The 19,966-nt window shown below is 60.2% G+C and carries 18 protein-coding genes; 4 read left to right on the forward strand and 14 right to left on the reverse strand.

What is annotated here, in order from left to right; genetic code table 11:
• Positions 1-114: 114 nt before the first annotated feature.
• The 7 genes from ccoP (NA647_RS07130) to ccoN (NA647_RS07160) all read right to left on the reverse strand — a co-directional run bounded on the left by ccoP (NA647_RS07130) (position 115) and on the right by ccoN (NA647_RS07160) (position 6,702).
• Positions 115-1,032 (reverse strand): cytochrome-c oxidase, cbb3-type subunit III, encoded by a 918-nt coding sequence (gene ccoP / locus NA647_RS07130; protein ID WP_256057029.1) that lies wholly within the window; start codon positions 1,030-1,032, stop codon positions 115-117.
• Positions 1,033-1,215, reverse strand: a complete 183-nt coding sequence (locus NA647_RS07135) for a cbb3-type cytochrome oxidase subunit 3 (protein WP_256048272.1) — start codon at positions 1,213-1,215, stop codon at positions 1,033-1,035.
• A gap of 6 nt (positions 1,216-1,221) precedes the next feature.
• A complete protein-coding gene (gene ccoO / locus NA647_RS07140; protein ID WP_256057030.1) occupies positions 1,222-1,833 on the reverse strand; it encodes a cytochrome-c oxidase, cbb3-type subunit II in 612 nt (203 codons plus the stop codon).
• An 11-nt stretch (positions 1,834-1,844) separates the two neighbouring features.
• Positions 1,845-3,272 (reverse strand): cytochrome-c oxidase, cbb3-type subunit I, encoded by a 1,428-nt coding sequence (ccoN, locus tag NA647_RS07145; RefSeq protein WP_256057031.1) that lies wholly within the window; start codon positions 3,270-3,272, stop codon positions 1,845-1,847.
• A gap of 354 nt (positions 3,273-3,626) precedes the next feature.
• On the reverse strand, positions 3,627-4,562 hold the full coding sequence (ccoP, locus tag NA647_RS07150; RefSeq protein WP_256057032.1) for a cytochrome-c oxidase, cbb3-type subunit III: 936 nt from the start codon (positions 4,560-4,562) through the stop codon (positions 3,627-3,629).
• An 89-nt stretch (positions 4,563-4,651) separates the two neighbouring features.
• Entirely contained in the window at positions 4,652-5,263 is a 612-nt protein-coding gene (gene ccoO / locus NA647_RS07155) for a cytochrome-c oxidase, cbb3-type subunit II (RefSeq protein ID WP_256057033.1), read from the reverse strand.
• A 14-nt stretch (positions 5,264-5,277) separates the two neighbouring features.
• Positions 5,278-6,702 (reverse strand): cytochrome-c oxidase, cbb3-type subunit I, encoded by a 1,425-nt coding sequence (gene ccoN, locus NA647_RS07160; protein ID WP_256057034.1) that lies wholly within the window; start codon positions 6,700-6,702, stop codon positions 5,278-5,280.
• Between the two features lie 81 nt (positions 6,703-6,783).
• Between ccoN (NA647_RS07160) and NA647_RS07165 the strand changes: the two genes are divergently transcribed.
• Positions 6,784-7,467, forward strand: coding sequence for an alpha/beta family hydrolase (locus tag NA647_RS07165; protein ID WP_256057035.1), 684 nt, complete (start codon positions 6,784-6,786; stop codon positions 7,465-7,467).
• Positions 7,468-7,740: 273 nt separating this feature from the next.
• Here NA647_RS07165 and NA647_RS07170 read toward each other — a convergent pair whose 3' ends face one another.
• Positions 7,741-9,309, reverse strand: a complete 1,569-nt coding sequence (locus tag NA647_RS07170) for a methyl-accepting chemotaxis protein (protein WP_256057036.1) — start codon at positions 9,307-9,309, stop codon at positions 7,741-7,743.
• 192 nt (positions 9,310-9,501) lie between these two features.
• Positions 9,502-12,177 carry an aconitate hydratase AcnA gene (gene acnA / locus NA647_RS07175; RefSeq protein WP_256057037.1) on the reverse strand — a complete coding sequence of 892 codons (2,676 nt, stop codon included), beginning with the start codon at positions 12,175-12,177 and terminating at the stop codon, positions 9,502-9,504.
• A 298-nt stretch (positions 12,178-12,475) separates the two neighbouring features.
• On the opposite strand from acnA, the gene rlmM reads away from it, so the two are divergent.
• Both rlmM and tusA read left to right on the forward strand, forming a co-directional pair.
• Positions 12,476-13,525 (forward strand): 23S rRNA (cytidine(2498)-2'-O)-methyltransferase RlmM, encoded by a 1,050-nt coding sequence (gene rlmM / locus NA647_RS07180; RefSeq protein ID WP_256057038.1) that lies wholly within the window; start codon positions 12,476-12,478, stop codon positions 13,523-13,525.
• Positions 13,526-13,733: 208 nt separating this feature from the next.
• Entirely contained in the window at positions 13,734-13,985 is a 252-nt protein-coding gene (gene tusA / locus NA647_RS07185; protein ID WP_256057039.1) for a sulfurtransferase TusA, read from the forward strand.
• A gap of 12 nt (positions 13,986-13,997) precedes the next feature.
• Here tusA and NA647_RS07190 read toward each other — a convergent pair whose 3' ends face one another.
• The 3 genes from NA647_RS07190 to coxB are packed head-to-tail and all read right to left on the reverse strand — an operon-like array spanning position 13,998 to position 17,778.
• The gene (locus tag NA647_RS07190) at positions 13,998-14,357 is read right to left on the reverse strand and encodes a hypothetical protein (RefSeq protein ID WP_256057040.1); all 360 of its coding nucleotides are present in this window, start codon (positions 14,355-14,357) and stop codon (positions 13,998-14,000) included.
• Positions 14,357-16,888 (reverse strand): cytochrome c oxidase subunit I, encoded by a 2,532-nt coding sequence (ctaD, locus tag NA647_RS07195; RefSeq protein ID WP_256057041.1) that lies wholly within the window; start codon positions 16,886-16,888, stop codon positions 14,357-14,359. Before ctaD ends, NA647_RS07190 begins: the two co-directional genes overlap by 1 nt.
• A complete protein-coding gene (gene coxB / locus NA647_RS07200; RefSeq protein WP_256057080.1) occupies positions 16,885-17,778 on the reverse strand; it encodes a cytochrome c oxidase subunit II in 894 nt (297 codons plus the stop codon). The genes ctaD and coxB overlap by 4 nt, the downstream gene beginning before the upstream one ends.
• 135 nt (positions 17,779-17,913) lie before the next feature.
• Here coxB and NA647_RS07205 point away from each other — a divergent pair, with 135 nt between their 5' ends.
• Positions 17,914-18,378, forward strand: coding sequence for a DUF2231 domain-containing protein (locus tag NA647_RS07205; RefSeq protein ID WP_256057042.1), 465 nt, complete (start codon positions 17,914-17,916; stop codon positions 18,376-18,378).
• Between the two features lie 75 nt (positions 18,379-18,453).
• On the opposite strand, the gene NA647_RS07210 is transcribed toward NA647_RS07205, so the two are convergent.
• Both NA647_RS07210 and NA647_RS07215 read right to left on the reverse strand, forming a co-directional pair.
• The gene (locus NA647_RS07210) at positions 18,454-18,867 is read right to left on the reverse strand and encodes a CopD family protein (RefSeq protein ID WP_256057043.1); all 414 of its coding nucleotides are present in this window, start codon (positions 18,865-18,867) and stop codon (positions 18,454-18,456) included.
• A gap of 112 nt (positions 18,868-18,979) precedes the next feature.
• Positions 18,980-19,831, reverse strand: a complete 852-nt coding sequence (locus NA647_RS07215; RefSeq protein ID WP_256048285.1) for an ion transporter — start codon at positions 19,829-19,831, stop codon at positions 18,980-18,982.
• Between the last annotated feature and the right edge of the window lie 135 nt (positions 19,832-19,966).

Genomic DNA, 19,966 nt, shown 5'->3' on the forward strand with positions numbered 1-19,966 from the left:
GTGAGTGTCCCGGTCAATACGTGTCGACCGTGATCCTTAGCTGACCTGTTGCAAATGGTACGCCTCGATAGCCGGCATCAGGTGCGACCGTAAGTCGCGCCTGTGCGGGTTGGATCAGTTCTCCGGCTGTTGCGAGAGGCTGTACACATAAGCCGCCAGCAAATGCACCTTGTCATTGCCAAGGATGTGTTCCTGGGCTGGCATGCGACCGTTTCGGCCATAGCGCAGGGTCTGCTGAATCTGACCGAAGCTCGAGCCGTACAGCCAGACGTTGTCGGTCAGGTTCGGTGCGCCCATGGCTTCGGTGCCTTTACCGTCGGCTCCATGACAGGCTACGCAGTTGGCAGCGAAGATCTTTTGACCCTGCTCAACGTCGGCGTTGATGCCTTCAGGAATCTCCCGGCCGGACAGAGTACGGACGTAACCAGCCACGTTGCGAATGCCTTCTTCACCGATCACATCACGCCACGCCGGCATGACGGCCTGACGTCCACCCATGATGGTGGTCTTGATGGTTTCGGGCGCGCCGCCCCACAGCCAGTCATGGTCGGTCAGGTTGGGGAAGCCGTAGGCACCTTTGGCGTCCGAGCCATGGCAGACGGAGCAGTTGGAAGCGAACAGGCGGCCACCCATTTTCAGGGCTTGCGGATCCTGCGCCACTTGCTCGACCGGCATCGCTGCGAACTTGGCGTAGAGCGGGCCGTACTGTTCGTTTGCCTTGTCGACTTCACGCTGCCATTCCTTGACCTGGGTCCAGCCACCTTCATAGCCGGGCATCACGCCTTTCCAGTTACCCAGGCCTGGGTACAGAACCAGATAGCCAAGGGCAAAGATCACGGTGGCGACGAACAGCATGAACCACCAGCGCGGGAGCGGGTTGTCATACTCCTCGATACCGTCATAGGAATGGCCGACGGTTTCTTCGGTGCTGTCGTGGCGTTGTCCCTTGCGAGTCGCAAGCAGCAGCCAGACCAGTGCCGCAATGGTCCCCAGGCTGAGCAGGGTGATATACCAACTCCAAAACGAGGTCATCTATTTCTTACTCCTGGAAGCTTCTTCTTCACGCTTCTTGGCGTCGGGCTCGTCTGCGAAGGGCAAGTTGGCGGCTTCATCGAAGCTTTTCTTGCGTTTGCTGCTGTAGGCCCAGAGCACGATGCCAATGAAGGCGACGAAAACAAGAATGGTGCCCAGACCGCGAAGAGTCCCGATTTCCATGGTGCGTTACCGTTTGTTGGTGAGTGCAGTGCCAAGGACCTGCAAGTAGGCCACCATGGCATCCATTTCGGTCTTACCCTTGACCGCGTCCTTCGCACCGGCGATGTCTTCATCGGTGTAAGGCACGCCCAGGGTGCGCAAGGCTTCCATCTTCTTGGCGGTATTTTTTCCGTCCAGGCTGTTCTCTACCAACCAGGGGTAGGAAGGCATTTTGGACTCCGGTACCACGTTGCGCGGGTTGTACAGGTGCGCGCGGTGCCAGTCATCGGAATAGCGACCGCCGACACGGGCCAGATCCGGGCCAGTACGCTTGGAGCCCCACAGGAACGGATGGTCGTAGACGCTTTCACCAGCGACTGAGTAATGACCGTAGCGCTCGGTCTCGGCGCGGAACGGACGAACCATCTGCGAATGGCAACCGACGCAGCCTTCACGGATGTACAGGTCACGCCCTTCGAGCTGCAGCGCGGTGTAGGGCTTCATGCCTTCCACCGGCTCGTTGACCACGTCCTGGAAGAACAGCGGAACGATCTGTGTCAGACCACCGATGCTCACCGCGAGGATCATGAACAGGGTCAGCAGACCGATGTTCTTTTCGAGTATTTCGTGATTCTTCATTTAACGGTTCCTCAGGCGATCTGCGCGGCGGCTTCGAATTCAGCCGGCTTGGCGGCACGCACGGTACGCCAGGTGTTGTAAGCCATCAGCAGCATGCCGGCGAGGAAGAATGCACCGCCCAGCGCCCGAACGATGAAGCCCGGATGGCTGGCTTCCAGCGCCTCGACGAAAGAGTAGGTGAGGGTGCCGTCTTCGTTGATCGCACGCCACATCAGACCCTGAGTGATGCCGTTGACCCACATCGAAGCGATGTAGAGCACGGTGCCGATGGTGGCCAGCCAGAAGTGAGCGTTGATCAGGCCGATGCTGTGCATCTGCTCGCGAGCGAAGACCTTCGGAATCAGGTGATACATGGAGCCGATGGTGATCATCGCTACCCAGCCGAGCGCGCCGGCGTGTACGTGGCCAATGGTCCAGTCGGTGTAGTGGGAAAGGGCGTTGACGGTCTTGATGGCCATCATCGGACCTTCGAAGGTCGACATGCCGTAGAACGCCAGGGATACGACCAGGAAGCGTAGGATCGGGTCGGTGCGCAGCTTATGCCAGGCGCCCGACAGGGTCATCATGCCGTTGATCATGCCGCCCCAGCTCGGCGCCAGCAGGATGATCGACATCACCATGCCCAGGCTCTGTGCCCAGTCCGGCAGTGCGGTGTAGTGCAGGTGGTGCGGACCAGCCCAGATGTACAGGGTGATCAATGCCCAGAAGTGCACGATGGACAGACGATAGGAGTAGACCGGGCGGCCAGCCTGCTTCGGAACGAAGTAATACATCATGCCCAGGAAGCCGGTGGTCAGAAAGAAACCAACCGCGTTGTGACCGTACCACCACTGAACCATCGCGTCGGTAGCGCCCGCGTAGATCGAGTAGGACTTGAACCAGGACACCGGGATTTCCAGGTTGTTGACGATGTGCAGCATCGCCGTGACCAGGATGAAACCGCCGAAGAACCAGTTGCCCACATAGATGTGGCGGACCTTGCGCTTCATGATGGTGCCGAAGAATACCGTCGCGTAGCTGATCCAGACGATCGCCAGCAGGATATCGATCGGCCATTCCAGCTCGGCGTATTCCTTGGAGCTAGTGAAGCCCAGCGGCAGGGTGATCACGGCCAGAACGATGACCGCTTGCCAGCCCCAGAAGGTGAAGGCGGCCAGGCCGTCGGAAAACAGACGCGTCTGCGAGGTCCGCTGGGCCACGTATAGGGATGTTGCCATCAGGGCGCAGCCGCCGAAGGCGAAAATCACCAGATTGGTGTGCAACGGACGTAGGCGGCCAAAGCTGGCCCAGGGCAGGTCAAAGTTGAGTGAGGGCCACACCAACTGCGAGGCGATAAGGACGCCCATACCCATCCCAATGATTCCCCACACCACCGTCATGATGGCGAATTGGCGAATCACCTTATAGTTATATGCAGTCTCACTTATTGCTGTGCTCATGCAAGGCTTCCACGCTAAATGGCATTTCAGGGGGCAAAAACGGCGGCAAGTATGGAGAAAGGAGGGGGGCAATGCAATCAACGCCCAGGCCATCTCGTGCCGTTCAGACCCCGATTCCAAGCGTTTTCCATGCTCTTTGCAGGGTCGTTTTCACATCATGCTGATGTGATGAATCGAGGGCTTCGCCTTGTAGTTCTGCGGGGGTTCGGCGAGTGGGGAGGAATATAGAAGCAGGCGGGCTGAAGGGCAAACGGGGAGTGGGGTGAGCGGTCTGCGACAGAGCGTCGCACTGGCACTTTTATAATGAGGATTGATTTGGAACAGGGCGGTATCGCAATACCGCCCTGCCATGATTTATTGCTTCGCCAGGCGTTCTGACTGTTGCGAGAGACTGTAAACGTAAGCGGCCAGCAAGTGCACCTTATCGTTGCCCAGGTATTGCTCCTGCGCCGGCATCTGGCCGTTGCGGCCGTGGCGGATGGTCTGCTGCAGTTGCGGCAGGCTGGAGCCATAGATCCAGCCGGCGGGGTTGGTCAGGTTCGGCGCACCCAGTGCGGCCATCCCTTCACCGTTCGAGCCATGGCAGACCGAGCAGGTTTGGGTATAGACCTGAGCGCCAGCGACGACATCCGCGTCGCTACCTTCCGGCAGCGATAGGCCGGCCAGGTCGCCGCGCACATAAGCCGCGACGTTCTTCACGCCTTCTTCACCGATGACCTGTCCCCAGGCCGGCATTGCCGCGACACGGCCATGGAGGATGGAGGCCTTGATGGTTTCAGCGTCGCCGCCCCAACGCCAATCGTTGTCGGCGAGATTGGGGAAGCCATTCGCGCCCTTGGCGTCCGAGCCATGGCAAACCGAACAGTAGTTGGCGAAGAGACGACCACCAATCTTCAAGGCGCGTTCATCCTGGGCGACTTGCTCGACATCCATGGCCGAGTATTTGGCGAAGATCGGACCGAACGTGGCATCGGCCTGATCGACTTCACGCTGCCATTGCTTTTCCTGCGTCCAACCGTCTTCGTAGCCGGGGAACACGCCTTTCCAGTTGCCCAGGCCCGGATAGATGATCAGGTAGAGGATGCCGAACACCAGGGTACCGATGAACAGCCAGAACCACCACTTGGGCAGCGGATTGTCATACTCCTCGATGCCGTCGAAGGAATGCCCCATGGTCTTGTCGGTCGTACCGGCCGACTCGCCCTTGCGGGTGGCGAAGATCAGCCAGAACAGCGCTACGATGGTGCCCAGCGTCAGCAGGGCGATGTATCCACTCCAGAAAGTGCTCATGTGCTACTCCTGGACAGCCCGAGCCACTCTGGCTGTCCGTGATTATGAAGTCCCTGACGGCTGTTTTTGCAGCGCGCCGCTTTCGATGGTCAGCGCTTGTTAGTCAGAGCCGTGCCAAGAACCTGCAGGTAAGCCACCATGGCATCCATTTCGGTCTTGCCCTTGACCGCGTCCTTGGCACTGGCGATGTCTTCATCGGTGTAAGGCACGCCCAAGGTGCGTAGCGCCGTCATCTTCTTCGCGGTGTCCCGGCCATCGAGGTTGTTTTCCACCAGCCACGGATAAGACGGCATCTTTGATTCCGGCACCACGTTGCGCGGGTTATAGAGGTGCGCACGGTGCCAATCATCGGAGTAGCGGCCGCCGACACGGGCCAGGTCCGGACCGGTACGCTTGGAGCCCCACAGGAACGGGTGGTCGTAGACGCTTTCGCCAGCGACCGAGTAATGGCCGTAGCGCTCGGTCTCGGCGCGGAACGGGCGGATCATCTGCGAATGGCAACCGACACAGCCTTCCTTGATATAGATGTCACGGCCTTCGAGCTGCAGCGCGGTGTAGGGCTTCATGCCTTCCACCGGCTCGTTGACCACGTCCTGGAAGAACAGTGGAACGATCTGAGTCAGGCCGCCGATGCTCACCGCGAGGATCATGAATAGGGTCAGCAGACCGATGTTCTTCTCGAGTTTCTCGTGTTGTTTCATTTCGGTTCGGCTCCTCAGGCGATCTGCGCGGCGGCTTCGTATTCGGCCGGCTTGGCGACACGCACGGTGCGCCAGGTGTTGTAGGCCATCAGCAACATGCCGGCGAAGAAGACCGCACCGCCGATCAGGCGAATGACGAAGCCCGGATGGCTGGCTTCAAGTGCTTCGACGAAGGAGTAGGTGAGCGTGCCGTCTTCGTTGATGGCTCGCCACATCAGGCCTTGAGCGATGCCGTTGACCCACATCGAGGCGATGTAAAGCACGGTGCCGATGGTGGCCAGCCAGAAGTGCGCGTTGATCAGACCAATGCTGTGCATCTGCGCCCGACCGAACACCTTCGGAATCAAGTGATACAGGGCGCCGATCGACACCATGGCAACCCAGCCGAGGGCGCCGGCGTGTACGTGGCCGATAGTCCAGTCGGTGTAGTGGGAGAGGGCATTGACGGTCTTGATGGCCATCATCGGACCTTCGAAGGTCGACATGCCGTAGAACGCCAGGGACACCACCAGGAAGCGCAGGATCGGATCGCTACGCAGTTTGTGCCAGGCGCCCGACAGGGTCATCATGCCGTTGATCATGCCACCCCAGCTCGGCGCCAGCAGAATCAGCGACATCACCATACCCAGGCTTTGCGCCCAGTCCGGCAGCGCGGTGTAGTGCAGGTGATGCGGGCCGGCCCAGATGTAAACGGTGATCAGCGCCCAGAAGTGAACGATCGACAGGCGATAGGAATACACCGGGCGTTCGGCCTGCTTCGGCACGAAGTAATACATGATCCCCAAGAAGCCAGCGGTCAGGAAGAAGCCCACGGCATTGTGACCGTACCACCACTGAACCATGGCGTCGGTGGCGCCGGCGTACAGCGAGTAGGACTTCATCGCCGTGACCGGAATTTCAAGGTTGTTGACCACGTGCAGGATCGCCACGGTCAGGATGAAGCCACCGAAAAACCAGTTGCCAACGTAGATATGCTTGACCTTACGCGTGGCCAGCGTGCCGAAGAACACGATCGCGTAGGACACCCAGACGATGGTGATCAGAATGTCGATCGGCCACTCCAGCTCGGCGTATTCCTTGGAGCTGGTAAAGCCCAGCGGCAGGGTGATCGCGGCGAGCAGGATCACCAGCTGCCAACCCCAGAAGGTGAACGCTGCCAGTTTGGGCGCGAACAGTGTGGCCTGGCAGGTGCGCTGGACGGAGTAGTAGGAGGTTGCGAACAATGCGCAGCCACCGAAGGCGAAAATCACCGCGTTTGTGTGCAAGGGTCGTAAGCGACCGAAGCTCGTCCAGGGCAGGTCGAAGTTGAGCGCGGGCCAGGCAAGCTGTGCGGCGATGAGAACGCCGAGCCCCATCCCGACGATTCCCCAAACCACCGTCATGATGGCGAATTGGCGGACCACCTTATAGTCATAGGCGGTACTGGTTGCTGTGTTCATGTACGGGCTTCCATCCACGGTAATGAGCATGTTTTTCGTCGCGGTAAGCAGACGTTTCTTTCACTGAAAAGCGGGGCAAGGATGAGCAAAGGGCAAATGGCCGGTATTGACGCCGATCAATACTCGCAGGGCGATGAAATCCCATTCATCAGAGCCGACCAGCCACAAGGCGAGGCGTGCGGCAGCTTGATTCTGGCGCACGGAGCGGGCGCGCCGATGGACAGTCCGTTCATGCAACAAATGACCGAACGGCTTCTGGCACGCGGGGTAGCGGTCTTTCGTTTTGAGTTCGCCTACATGGCCGAGCGCCGCGCGACCGGGCGCAAACCGCCGCCCAATCCACAGGCGCAGTTGCTGCAAGAGTGGCGTGCGGTGTATCGCTCGGTGCGACAGCAAACCGCAGGTCGGTTGGCGATTGGTGGCAAGTCAATGGGGGGAAGAATGGCCAGCCTGCTGGCCGATGAATTGGAGGCTGATGCGCTGGTGTGTCTGGGCTATCCGTTCTACGCCACGGGCAAGCCGGACAAACCTCGCGTGGCGCACCTTGCCGAATTGCGCGCGCCGACGCTGATCGTCCAGGGCGAGCGCGATGCCTTGGGCGATCGGGAGACGGTTAGCGGTTATGCGCTAGCGCCAGCGATTCGCCTCCATTGGCTCGCGGCCGCGGACCATGATCTCAAGCCGCTGAAGCGCTCGGGACTGACTCACGAACAGCATCTGGACAGTGCCGCAGGCGAGGTTGCGGCGTTTCTGCGTCATCCATAGCGCCGTCCGAGGGTGTCTGGCTTCCCGAGCAAGGACTCGGTATCCCCCTGGCTCCTGCGGGGCTGCGGGGTTCGCTTAGGCTGAAGAACGCCGCACCCCGGCACAGAAATGCGGCGTTTCGCCTGATTGAACGGTATTACCGTAGGGCCGAACTTGTTCGGCCTTCTCAATCTTTGGCCGAATGAATTCGGCCCTACGTTCAGGCTGAACGGACAGACCCTAGACAGCAAAACGCCCGTGGCAACACGGGCGTCATAGAGGCACGACCTCTGCTCAGCGATTGAAACGCTCCACCAGGGTGTATTGCGAGCGGGCTGTGTTGGCCAGATCCTCGGAAAGCAACGCCGAACTCTGTGCATCGCCCGTCGTCTGCACCGCGAGACGCGCAATATTGCCGACGTTGTGGCTGATTTCGTCTGCCACCGCGCTCTGCTGTTCGGTTGCCGAGGCAATCTGCGACGTCATGTCGATGATGCTTTCCACCGCCGTGCTGATGCCGGCAAGTGCCTTGTCCGCGTCGACCACTTGTTCCACGCCACGGCTCGCCTGCACGCGTCCTTGCTCGGTGGTCTCGACGGCATGCCGTGCCTGCACCTGCAGTTTTTCGATCAGCTGATGGATCTGGCCGGTGGCGGCAGCGGTGCGTTGGGCCAACTGACGGACCTCGTCGGCGACCACCGCGAAACCGCGGCCGCTTTCCCCGGCGCGTGCCGCTTCGATGGCCGCATTAAGCGCCAGCAGGTTGGTCTGGTCCGCGATGCTCTTGATCACATCGACCACTGTGCCGATTTCTTCGCTGTTATGCGCCAGTGCCGAAACCGCATCGCCGGTTTCCGTCACGGCATGGGCCAGCAGTTCGATGGCCTTGCGGGTCTGAGCACCGATTTCACGGCCTTGGGCCGTCAGCTGGCTGGCCTGCTCCGTAGCCCCGGCGGCCAGAGCGACGTTGCTGGCGACTTCCTGGGTCGTTGCGGCCATCTGGTTGATGGCCGTGGCGACCTGCTCGGTTTCGTGGTGCTGACGAGCCAGACCGTCCGAACAACTGTGCGCCAGTTCATCAGCCCGCTTGGCCTGCTGCTGCAGTTGCACGGCACTGTCCTGCAGGCGAGTCAGGCAGGTTTTCAGCCGCGCATGCTCGCTGAGCATCGCCATCTCCAGCCGGGCTTCGACGCCCTGACTGTCGGTGTACATCCGGGCGATCATCGGGTCGCTCATCGATTGCTCGGCCAGACGCACCAGACGATTTACGCCACGCATCTGCCAATGGCGCCCGGCCAGGCCCAGCGGTACGGATAGCAGCGCAGCCAGCGCGAAGCCCCATGCGTGATTGAGCCAGAAGCCGACCATGAAGCCGATCTGGCTGGTCAGAATGAACGGCAGCCAGTTGACCACCAGCGGCAGCAATTTCTCTCGCCGTGGCACGCCGCTTTTGCCGGCATTCAGCCGGGCATAGAGCGCTTCGGCCCGCTGTATCTGTTCGCGGGTGGGCTTGGTACGGACCGACTCGTAACCGATCACATTGCGCTGCATATCCAGCACCGGCGTCACGTAGGCGTTGACCCAGTAATGGTCGCCGTTCTTGCGTCGATTCTTGACGATGCCCATCCAGGGCTTGCCTGCCTTGAGCGTCGTCCACATATGCGCGAATACTGCGGAAGGCACGTCCGGATGACGGATCAGGTTGTGCGGGGAGCCGATCAACTCGCCGCGATCGAAGCCGCTGACTTCGGCAAAGATATCGTTGCAGTAGCTGATTTTGCCTTTCAGGTCGGTAGTGGATATTAACGTTTGCTGATCGGGAAATGCATATTCGCGCTGGGTGATGGGCTGGTTGTTTCGCATATGGAATACGCCTGGCAAATTCGAGATGTCTTGCGTGCTTCTGATTGTTATACGGTCGGTTGACCGTGCTGTTTGTCTTAACGGCACGCAAACCGATTAGTTGAGAAGTGATGGATAAGTGGTCACCGCAAAGTAAAAACGCCCGCCGCAGATCAATGCGAACGGGCGTTCCGGCGGCGGCGCGGCGAGCGCTCAGGCTTCGATCAACTGCCTTAACACATAATGCAGAATGCCGCCGGCCTTGAAGTACTGGACTTCATTGAGGGTGTCGATGCGGCAGAGCACCTGGAAGTTATCTCGGGAACCGTCTGCACGCTCGACATCCACCGTCAGCAACTGACGCGGCTTGATGTCGGCACCAAGACCGCGAATCGAGAGTTTCTCGTTGCCGGTCAGGCCCAGCGATTGCCGGGTCTGCTCGCCAACGAACTGCAGTGCCAGCACGCCCATGCCGATCAGGTTCGAGCGGTGGATGCGCTCGAAGCTTTCGGCAATCACTGCCTTGACGCCGAGCAGGTTGGTGCCCTTGGCTGCCCAGTCCCGGCTGGAGCCGGTGCCGTATTCTTTGCCCGCAACCACCACCAGCGGCACGCCTTCGGCCTGATAGCGCATCGCTGCATCGTAGATCGACATTCGTTCGCCGCTCGGTTGATGCAGTGTGTTGCCGCCTTCTTCGCCGCCAAGCATTTCGTTCTTGATACGAATGTTGGCGAAGGTGCCGCGCATCATCACTTCGTGATTACCACGGCGCGAGCCGTAGGAATTGAAATCTTCCGGCTGCACGCCGAGCTGTTGCAGGTAAACGCCCGCCGGGGAGCTGGCCTTGATGTTGCCGGCTGGCGAGATGTGGTCGGTGGTGATTGAGTCGCCAAACAGCGCCAGGATGCGTGCGTTCTCGACGTCCTTCGGCGGTGCCGGCGGTTGGCCGATGTCTTCGAAGAATGGCGGGTTCTGCACGTAGCTGGAGTTGTTGTTCCACTCGTAGGTGTCGCCCGCCGTTACCGCGATGGACTGCCAGTGTTCGTCGCCGCTGAAGACGTCCGAATAGCGGGTACGGAACATCTGTCCGTCAATCTTGCTGACCGCTTCGTTTACCTCGGCGCTGCTCGGCCAGATGTCCTTGAGATAGACAGGCTGATTCTGCTCGTCGTAGCCCAGCGGGTCCTTGTCCATGTTGATTCGCGTCGTGCCAGCCAGCGCGAAAGCCACCACCAGCGGCGGCGAAGCCAGCCAGTTGGCTTTCACTAACGGATGCACGCGCCCCTCGAAGTTGCGGTTGCCGGAGAGCACCGAGGAAACGACGAGGTCGTTGTCGGTGATCGCCTGGCCAATGGCTTCGGGCAGCGGTCCAGAGTTGCCGATGCATGTCGTGCAGCCATAGCCGACGAGATTGAATCCAAGCTGATCTAGATAGGTGGTCAAGCCGGCACGTTCGAGATAATCGGTGACCACCTTGGAGCCGGGCGCGAGGGAGGACTTAACCCAGGGCGCGCGCGTCAGGCCGCGTTCGAGCGCCTTCTTCGCCACCAGCCCGGCGGCCATCAGCACATTTGGGTTGGAGGTGTTGGTGCAGGAAGTGATCGCCGCGATCACCACCGCACCATGCTTGAGGCCGAAATCCTCGCCGGCCACGGGCACCGAGCTGCTGGCCTGCTGGGTTTTGCCACTGGTTTCCAGCAGAGGATCGAAGCTGGCACCAATATCCCCTAGCGAAACCCTGTCCTGCGGGCGTTTGGGGCCGGCGAGGGACGGCTGTACCTGGCTTAGCTCAAGTTCCAGGGTGGCGGTAAACACCGGATCCGGAGAATTGCTGTCCCGCCACATGCCCTGAGCCTTGCTGTAGGCCTCGACCAAGGCGATGCGGTCTTCGTCACGCCCAGTCAGGCGCAGGTAATCGATGGTGACTTGGTCGACCGGGAAGAAGCCGCAGGTGGCGCCATACTCGGGGGCCATGTTGCCTATGGTCGCGCGGTCAGCGAGGGGGAGGTTGTCAAGACCGGGGCCGAAGAATTCGACGAACTTGCCCACCACACCGTGCTTGCGCAGCATCTGTGTGACGGTAAGGACCAAGTCCGTGGCGGTCACGCCTTCGTTGAGCTTGCCGGTCAGGCGCATGCCGACCACTTCAGGAATCAGCATCGACACGGGCTGCCCGAGCATGGCCGCCTCCGCCTCGATGCCACCGACGCCCCAGCCCAGCACGCCGAGGCCGTTGATCATGGTGGTATGCGAATCGGTGCCGACCAGGGTGTCCGGATAGGCGGTGGTTTCGCCATCCTCTTCCTTTGTCCACACCACCTGGCCCAGGTATTCGAGGTTGACCTGGTGGCAAATGCCGGTGCCCGGCGGCACCACGCGGAAATTGTCGAAGGCCTGCTGGCCCCAGCGCAGGAACTCATAGCGTTCGCCGTTGCGCTGCATTTCGATTTCGACGTTCTGCTCGAACGCCTGATCGCTGCCAAAACGGTCCACCATCACCGAATGGTCGATCACCAGATCCACCGGCGAAAGTGGGTTGATGCGCTGAGGATCGCCGCCCGCTCGGGATACGGCATCGCGCATGGCAGTCAGGTCGACGACGGCCGGCACGCCAGTGAAATCCTGCATCAGCACCCGCGCGGGACGATACTGGATCTCGCGCTCGGAGGTGTGAGTCTTCAGCCATACCGCCAGCGAGGTGAAGTCATCGGCACGCACCGTGACGTTATCCTCCCAGCGCAGCAGATTCTCCAGCAGCACCTTGAGCGAGGTCGGTAGACGACTGATGTCGCCCAGCTGCTTCGCTGCTTCGGGCAGGCTGTAGTAGTGATAGGTCTTGCCGTTAACCTCCAGGCTTCGACGGCAGTTCAAGCTGTCCAGGGATCGCATTCGTCTCTCCTTTTTGCCCGCACGGTCGGGCTGGCTGGATGGGAAGCGTTATGTTGAAGCTAGCTTCTGATGGCATGTTTCGCCACGAAGCTGGCCGCCGACCAGCGTCGACGGCAATGGAGCGCCTCGGTGTTTGCAGGCGCCTGACGGGGCTGTATTCGGGCCCGATTGATTCCAGCTAACTGTTCACTGGACCGGGGCAGCGAGCCTGGGGTTCCCCACTCGGCTATGATGTGCGGCTTTGGTCGCAGAGCGCTTGAGCGCCAATATGCCTTTGCGCTGACTACAGGGTTCGTACATGAAAACATTGCTGCTGCATTGCCGACCGGGCTTCGAGAACGAAGTCTGTGCCGAAATCAGCGACCAAGCCGCACGCCTTGATGTGGCGGGGTACGCCAAGGCTAAACCGGACAGCGCCTGCGCTGAATTCATTTGTAGCGAGGAAAATGGTGCTGAGCGGCTGATGCGCGGCGCGCGCTTCGCGCGGCTGATCTTCCCCCGACAATGGGCTCGAGGCGATTATCTGGCGCTGCCGGAGACTGATCGAATCAGCGTGCTGCTCGACCATCTGAAATCCTATCCAGTCTGCGGAAGCCTCTGGCTGGAAGTGCTGGACACCAATGACGGTAAGGAGCTGTCGACCTTCTGCCGCAAGTTCGAGGCGCCTTTGCGCAAGGCGCTGACGAACGCGGGTCGATTGAGCGTGGGCGGTGACGGCCCGCGTTTGCTACTGACATTCAAAAGTGGTCGCGAAGTTTTCCTTGGTATCGCTGAGGCAGATAACAGCGCCATGTGGCCGATGGGTATCCCGCGTCTGAAATTTCCGCGGCAGGCGCCAAGCCGGTCGACGTTGAAGCTGGAAGAGGCCTGGCATCACTTCATTCCACGTGATCAGTGGGACGAGCGGCTGGCGGCGGGCATGACTGCAGTGGATTTGGGCGCCTCGCCGGGCGGCTGGACCTGGCAGCTGGTCAACCGTGACATCGAGGTGATGGCCGTGGATAACGGCCCGATGAACGAAGCGTTACTCGAGTCGGGGCTGGTTGGCCATTACCGGGCCGATGGGTTCGCCTTTCGCCCCAAGCGTGCGGTGGATTGGATGGTCTGCGATATCGTCGAGAAACCCGCAAAAAATGCCGCTTTGCTGGAGATCTGGATTGGCGAAGGCCTGTGTCGCGAAGCGGTGGTTAACCTCAAACTGCCGATGAAACAACGCTATGCCGAGGTGAAACGTTTGCTGGAACGCATTGCCGATGGGCTTGCCGAACGAGGGGTGAAAGCGAGCATCGGCTGCAAGCAGCTATACCATGACCGCGAAGAAGTGACCTGCCATCTGCGTCGGCTGTGACGCGCTTGGCCGAGTGACCGCGCGATCCGTCTGGGCGACAATGCCGACCTGTTTTAGCAGGCCGTTGAAAAACTACCTGCGTTGGCAATACTGCGTTAAAAACAGCCTCAGAATGCTCATTTAGAACACCTAAACTCCGCTTCTTCGGCTGTTTTTGCCTTGCCTGCCTCGCCTACGTTTTTTCAACGACCTTTTAAGGGAGTTTGTGATGTCTCAATCTGTTGAACTGTCCGCCGACGCTGTGCTCGATGCCAGCGGCCTCAACTGCCCCGAGCCGGTGATGATGCTGCACAACAAGGTGCGCGGCTTGGGTGGGGGCGAATTGCTCAAGGTCATTGCGACCGATCCGTCTACCCAGCGCGATATACCGAAATTCTGCGTGTTTCTGGGTCATGAGCTGGTCGACCAACAGGCTGAAGAAGGAACCTACCTGTACTGGATTCGCAAGAAGCTCGATTGAGCTTCTGAGTTCTCACACGCATGGCGGCAGAAACGCCAGCTGCAGGCCGACAAACACCGTCGACAACGCCGCGATGAAATGAATCCCCGATGCGACCTTGGTGACGAATACTTGGCGTTCGTCGAGATCATGTGGTGGCCGTGAGAGCCTCCAGGACCGCCACCCCAGCCAAAGCAACAGAGCAACCACTAGCACGGTGAATATGCCGAAACTCGCATTCAGCCAATTGAAGATTCCCAGATTGGGATCAGGCGGTGCGATCGAACAGACCACCGCATGCGAGCCGTACATCGCGGCGAACCAGAGGCTCCAGATGGTCAGGCCAAAGGGAATTTGCATCGGATGGAACACTGACGTGCGCCGGTAGCTCATCAGGCACCTCCCCAGGCTGACGGGAACAGAACGATCGCCGCATAGGCACTCCAGACCACACCAAGGTTGTAGTACCAGAGCTGTTCGACGACGACCGGCTCGTAGGGCGCCATCTCACCCACGTAACCGTGATGCACCCGCAGCATCTGCAGCAACGTACAGATGGTCGCCAGGCCGCAATGAATCAGGCTGTAAGCGAGGATCACGAAGATCACCGCGTCGTGGGCGGTTTCGGTCACCTGCAATTTGGCGCTCAGCAACACCCATAACAAGGTGCCGAATTGCGCCACACCGATGGCTGTTACCACGCCCAGGTTGCCCATCAGGCCGCTGATATCGCCACGGCGCAGCCGCGCCGGTATGACACGCATCCACAGCGTACCGAGGGTCAGTAGAACGGCACTGGCGAGCATCAGCCAGCCGTTCAGCTGCGACTGCTCCGGTACCTGCCATTCCGGTGAGACGGTCCACAGATAGAACCAGCCGAACAGCAGCGACAGGTATAGCGTGCCATTAGCCAGCAAAGTGACGCCCATTCCCCAAAGCCCCGGGCCGTCGAAGGTGCGCGAATGCAGCGGAGGCTCGCCGGGTTGGGTGCGTGCATCCGGTGCGGCGGTTGGATGCGCGCCGTTTTCCCAGGACCAGCGGAACAGCACGATCAAGGTAGCGACCGTCGCGATCAGGGCCCCCCAGTAGACCTTGTTCAGAAGGCTCAGGCAGAGCGCGGCGAGAAATACCGAGGCCACGAACGGCCACCAGCTATTTCCAGGCAGATGAATGACCTCACGTACCTTGCCACTCAGCGGGTCCGAGCCCCAGGTCTCCCTCCGTCCGTGATCGATGGTCGTCAACGCATGTTCGGCGCGGTCGATGCTGTGGGGCAGATCCGGATCCTTCCACAGCGGATGACGATCAGTAATGTCCGGCAGGCTGACAAAGTTGTACGGGCTCGGTGGCAGGCTGGTCGCCCATTCCAGCGTGTCGGCGTTCCAGGGATTGGTCTTGGCGGGCTGACCGAAGCGGAAGTGCAACACGATGTCCAGCAGTATGGTGCCGATGCCGATGGCCATGATGAAGCTGCCGATCGATGAAATCAGATTGGGTATGTCCCAGCCCAGACCGGTGTCGTAGGTATAGACCCGGCGCGGCATGCCTATCAGGCCGGTCCAGTGCATGATCAAGAAGGTGGTGTTGAACCCGATGAATACCAGCCAGAACCCCCAGCGGCCCAAGCGCACGGAGGGCATGCGGCCGGAGAAATGCGGCAGCCAGTAGTAGAGTCCGGCCATCAACGGAAAGAACATGCCGCCCACCAGCACGTAATGCATGTGCGCGACGACGAAATGGGTGTCGTGAACCTGCCAGTCAAAGGGCACCAGCGCCACCATCACGCCGGTCAGGCCGCCGCAGACGAAGACGATCAGAAACCCGACCAGCCAAAGCATCGGTACGTGATACACCGGCTTGCCCAGCCACAGGGTTGCGATCCAGGAGAAGATCTGCACCCCGGTGGGGATGGCCACCAGCATGCTCGCCGCCGAGAAGAAGCCCAGCGCCAGCGCCGGGATGCCCACCGTGAACATGTGATGGACCCAGAGCCCGAAGCTGAGAAAGCCCGTGGTCAGGACGCCCAGCACCACCCAACGATAGCCCACCAGCGGACGCTGGCAGAACACCGGCAGCAGCGTCGAGACGATCCCCGCGCCGGGCAGAAAGATGATGTAGACCTCGGGATGGCCGAACAGCCAGAACAGGTGCTGCCAGAGCACCGGGTCGCCGCCCTTGGCCGTGTCGAAGAAGGGCAGGCCGGCGGCGCGCTCCAGCTCCAGGAGAATGCTGCCCAGGATCAGCGGTGGGAAGCCGATGACGATCATCATCGCCATCACCAGGATGTACCAGGCGTAAATCGGCATCTTGTGTAGCGCCATGCCGTTGGTGCGGGTGCGCAGGATCGACACCACCAACTCGACACCCGCGCTTACCGCCGAAATTTCGACGAAGGTAATGCCCAGCAACCAGAAGTCCGAATTCACGCCCGGCATGTGCGAGGCGCTGGACAGCGGCGTATACATGAACCAGCCGGCCTTGGGCGCTACGCCGAGAAATACGCTGGACAGCAGAATGATGCCGCCGAACAGATAGCAGAAATAACCGAGGGCCGAGAGCCGGGGAAAGACCAGATCTCGCGCGCCGAGCATCTTGGGTATCAGATAAACCGCCAGGCCTTCCATCATCGGCACGGCAAACAGAAACATCATCACCGAGCCGTGCATGGTGAAGACCTGGTTGTAGACGTCCGGCTCCATCAGCACATAGCCGGGCATGGCGAGCTGCGTGCGGATCAGCATCGCCATCAGCCCGCCGATCAGGAAGAACACGCCCCCAGTGACCATGAAACGCAGGCCGATACTGGTATGGTTGACGATAGTCAGCGCACGCCAGCCGCGCGGGTTGCCCCAGACGTCATTGAATTGATCGTGAAGCTGATCCGGATCGGTAGAAGGGGCGCTGCCCCGGAACGAAGAAATCATGGAGCGAGCGTCTCCAGCCAATCGGCAATCTGATCTAGGGTTTCTGGCGGAACGTCATCATGAGCAGGCATGCCGTTTCCGAATTTGAGCGACTTGTGTTCGCGCAACCAACGGCGCAGTCCTTCGTGGTCGTTTTCGATCACCCCGGCGCCCAGCGACGGGCGGCTGGCCAGGTCGGTCAGGTCCGGTGCTCGATTGCCGTCGGTTATTCCCGCGACGCGATGGCATTGGCCGCAGCGTTCGTCGAAGACCTGACCGGCCCTACCGGGCGCGCGCTGCGTGAAGTTGAGGTTTTCCCTCGCGGCGATCCATGCGTCGAAGTCGGCGGTGGTCTGGGCTTCGACATGGAGCTTCATGTGGGTGTGCTGAAGGCCGCAGAACTCCGAGCACTGCCCATGAAAGATCCCGGCATGCCCGGCTTCGATGCGAATGACGTTGGTTCGACCCGGCAGCATATCCATCTTTCCGCCAAGACGAGGGACCCAGAACGAGTGGATGACGTCCGCGCTGGTGACGTGCACGTCTATCAGGCGACCGGCAGGGATGATCAGTTGGTTGGCCGTGGTAACGCCGCTGTCGGGGTAGTGCACTTCCCACCACCATTGATGGCCGGTGACCTCCACCTTCAGCGGTTGCTCGCCGTCCACCGGAAGCGGAATCATGCCGCGGCCGGTGGGGATGCCGAATATCAGCAGCACGATGATGCTCACGCTTGGCAGCACGACGCCCCCACCGATGATCCACCAGCGATTGTGCCGTATCGCCTGTTCTTCGCTGGTCTGGCGTGGCTTGCGCGCCAGCGCATAGATCCAGAGTGCGCTGACGACCAGTAGCACCAGCGTGGCAAAGGCGAACATGCCCCACCAGACATTCGCCACCTGTCTTGCCATGGGACTGGCCGGATCGAGTGTGGATAGCGGGCCGCCGCACCCGGCCAATAAAGGAACTGCCAGCGCCAGTGTGGTCAATTTCAAGAAGCTGCCGGCTCGTTCGGCGCGTTCCTCTTCCTGCCGCTGGAGTATCGGATGCCCAATGATCAAAGTTCCATTCATAGCCGCGCCGCGATTGCCGGACACCCACTGCATCCGATGCTGATCCATTTTCCTGTAGCGGCCCTGACTGGGCTGCTGCCGGTGGATCTGGCCCATATCTGGACGCTGGATGATTTCTGGTGGCGTGCCGGGCTCTGGCTCGCCGGTGTGGGCGCGCTGGGCGGCTGGGTCGCGAGCATCTTTGGTCTGATCGACCTGCTTACGGTGCGCGAAATTCGTCAGAAGATCACCGCCTGGTGCCATGCGATCCTTGCGGTGATGATGCTTTCGCTGGCTTCGCTCAACTGGTTGCTGCGCTTCCAGAATGAAGGGGAAAACATGCATCTGTGGGCTCTGTACCTGTCCGCCATCACAGCCGCATTGATATCGCTGGCCGCCTATCTGGGCGGCCGGCTGGTCTACGAGCACGCCGTTGGGGTCGACCTGGACAAGGTCTGAGCCGGATTGCTGTTGATAAGGCTTGAATCGTTCGGTCATGGGCGCTATTCGGTTCGATCGCGGTTGAGTCATGGACTAGAACGGCTTGGCCAGTACCAGCCAGAGCGTCGCGGTAGTGAACATGGCGATGACCACGCCGAGCACGCGGCAACGAGTGGTCACGCTCTGTTCTGGAGTGCGTTCGATATGCAACACAAGCACACCGCAAAGGGCATGACACAGGACCATGCCCGCGACGGTGCTGAGTTTGACGATCAGCCAGCCCGCCATGATTCCGTCGCGCAGAAACAGGGCCGTTCCCGAGCCGATGGCGATCAGCGCAGCCGGCGTGCCGACAAGGTTGAACACCATGCGCGTGAGATGGGCATGGTCCCGGTAAAAAAGCGCATCGGTACGCTTGGTGCCGGCGGCAATGAGCGCAGGCAGGTACAGGAGAGTGCCGCACCAGCACAGCAGGCTTGCGAAGTGCAGCAGTTTGAGCAAGGGCATTCGCGTCTCCATCCGGCCCGCGGCAAGTCAGAGGTTGTGACAACCCTCGACCGAGGCGGTTCGGATGAACGCAGTGGCGCTTGATTCCAGGAACGTCTTCTTCGCGCGCGGCTCAGCTTTCGGCGTCGGGTTCAGGGCGCTTGAAGAGCTGAGTTCCGCACCGGCTGCAGAACGCTGCGTTGGTTTCGTGGCTGAGCTTTTCACAAGTGGGGCAACGATGTTGCAAGCTGTCAGCACGCATTGCAGTAGCCAGCTCGGCAGTGAAAATGCCGGTAGGTACGGCGATGATTGAATAACCCGTGATCATCACCAAGCTCGCCACCGCCTTGCCGAGTGGAGTTTGCGGCACGATGTCACCAAAACCGACGGTAGTGATCGTGACGATCGCCCAGTAAATGCTCATCGGAATGCTGGTGAAGCCTCTCGATGGCCCTTCGATCACATACATCAAGGTGCCGAACACCAGCACCATGGTGGTGACGCTGAGCAGAAAGACAACAATCTTCTGTTTGCTGCCGCGAAGGGCAACCATTAAGAAGTTGGCCTGACTCAGATACTGAGTCAGCTTAAGCACGCGGAACACTCTCAACATCCGGATCGCACGTACCACCAGCAGGTACTGCGCATCCGGCAACAGCAAGGCGATGAACGCGGGGAGTACCGACAGTAGGTCGATGGCTCCGTAAAAACTGAAGATGTACTTGCGCGGCTCCGGGTGGGTATAAATCCGCACGAGATACTCGATAGCGAAAACGGCGGTAAAAAACCATTCGAGACCGAACAGAAACGTGCCGTATTCCAACCGGTAGATCGCGATGCTATCGAGCATCACAACCACGAGGCTGGCGAAAATGAATACCAATAGCCACGTGTCGAATCGTTTACCTGCCGGCGTATTGGTAAAGAAGATGATGACGTAGAGGCGCTCCCGCCAGCCCATCGAACGGAGGGCGTCGTTGTCCATGTGCGTAAGCTCCCGGCAAAACGGAGAAGGCGAATATCCTAACGTGCGAACCGCACCGGCAAAACATCGTTGCGGTCGGCGGTCAGAAAAGCTGGACGGTTTTTCGTTTTTCTTGAATGGGCGGTCAGAGGAGGG

It is taken from the genome of Stutzerimonas stutzeri (assembly GCF_024448985.1).
In the GTDB taxonomy this organism is placed as follows: Bacteria; Pseudomonadota; Gammaproteobacteria; order Pseudomonadales; family Pseudomonadaceae; genus Stutzerimonas; species Stutzerimonas stutzeri_AP.

Coding starts and splice junctions, on each gene's coding strand:
- ccoP (WP_256057032.1), bottom strand. CDS start 4,562: ATGAGCACTTTCTGGAGTGGATACATCGCCCTGCTGACGCTGGGCACC.
- ccoP (WP_256057029.1), bottom strand. CDS start 1,032: ATGACCTCGTTTTGGAGTTGGTATATCACCCTGCTCAGCCTGGGGACC.
- NA647_RS07135 (WP_256048272.1), bottom strand. CDS start 1,215: ATGGAAATCGGGACTCTTCGCGGTCTGGGCACCATTCTTGTTTTCGTC.
- NA647_RS07210 (WP_256057043.1), bottom strand. CDS start 18,867: ATGCCCTTGCTCAAACTGCTGCACTTCGCAAGCCTGCTGTGCTGGTGC.
- ccoO (WP_256057030.1), bottom strand. CDS start 1,833: ATGAAGAATCACGAAATACTCGAAAAGAACATCGGTCTGCTGACCCTG.
- ccoN (WP_256057034.1), bottom strand. CDS start 6,702: ATGAACACAGCAACCAGTACCGCCTATGACTATAAGGTGGTCCGCCAA.
- acnA (WP_256057037.1), bottom strand. CDS start 12,177: ATGCGATCCCTGGACAGCTTGAACTGCCGTCGAAGCCTGGAGGTTAAC.
- tusA (WP_256057039.1), top strand. CDS start 13,734: ATGTCTCAATCTGTTGAACTGTCCGCCGACGCTGTGCTCGATGCCAGC.
- rlmM (WP_256057038.1), top strand. CDS start 12,476: ATGAAAACATTGCTGCTGCATTGCCGACCGGGCTTCGAGAACGAAGTC.
- ctaD (WP_256057041.1), bottom strand. CDS start 16,888: ATGATTTCTTCGTTCCGGGGCAGCGCCCCTTCTACCGATCCGGATCAG.
- NA647_RS07190 (WP_256057040.1), bottom strand. CDS start 14,357: ATGAGCTACCGGCGCACGTCAGTGTTCCATCCGATGCAAATTCCCTTT.
- ccoO (WP_256057033.1), bottom strand. CDS start 5,263: ATGAAACAACACGAGAAACTCGAGAAGAACATCGGTCTGCTGACCCTA.
- NA647_RS07170 (WP_256057036.1), bottom strand. CDS start 9,309: ATGCGAAACAACCAGCCCATCACCCAGCGCGAATATGCATTTCCCGAT.
- ccoN (WP_256057031.1), bottom strand. CDS start 3,272: ATGAGCACAGCAATAAGTGAGACTGCATATAACTATAAGGTGATTCGC.
- NA647_RS07165 (WP_256057035.1), top strand. CDS start 6,784: ATGAGCAAAGGGCAAATGGCCGGTATTGACGCCGATCAATACTCGCAG.
- NA647_RS07205 (WP_256057042.1), top strand. CDS start 17,914: ATGCCCAATGATCAAAGTTCCATTCATAGCCGCGCCGCGATTGCCGGA.
- coxB (WP_256057080.1), bottom strand. CDS start 17,778: ATGGCAAGACAGGTGGCGAATGTCTGGTGGGGCATGTTCGCCTTTGCC.
- NA647_RS07215 (WP_256048285.1), bottom strand. CDS start 19,831: ATGGACAACGACGCCCTCCGTTCGATGGGCTGGCGGGAGCGCCTCTAC.